1 protein-coding gene is annotated in these 521 nt (G+C 57.4%); it reads left to right on the top strand.

Going from position 1 to position 521, the window contains the following annotated elements:
• Nucleotides 1–21: 21 nt before the first annotated feature.
• On the top strand, nt 22–521 hold a 500-nt coding region (locus tag AC6LJ2_RS30045), incomplete at its 3' end, for an IS110 family transposase (RefSeq protein ID WP_498152761.1).

Consider the following 521-nt stretch of genomic DNA (forward strand, 5'->3'; position numbering starts at 1 on the left):
CGTCGCGCACAATTGATGGTCATGCGCACTGCCGAGAAGAACCGCCTAACCGGGGCGGTCCGAGTTCTTAAAGACAGCATCCGAGCAGTCATTAAGACACTCGATGCCCAGATATCCAAGCTGGATAAGGATATCAATGGGCACCTGGACACCCACTTCAAAGATCAGACCAAGCGCTTTGAAGCGATAAAAGGGGTCGGAATTACGACCTGCGCCACCTTGTTGGCATTTATGCCTGAGCTGGGAACGATCAGTGGGGCCCGAGCGGCCAAGCTGGCCGGCCTAGCACCGTTGAACCACGATTCAGGCAAGTCACGGGGCAAACGCCACATATGGGGCGGACGCAGCATAGTGCGTTGCACGCTGCATATGGCCATGCTAAGCGCGGTGAGGTTCAACCCCGTTATTAAGGCGTTCTACGATCGTCTGCTGGCGGCCGGCAAACCCAAGAAGGTCGCTCTGGTCGCTTGCTCGCACAAGCTGCTACGAATCCTGAACGCCATGGCCCGCTCCCAGCAACC

The organism is Achromobacter sp. 1014246743 (genome assembly GCF_059760725.1).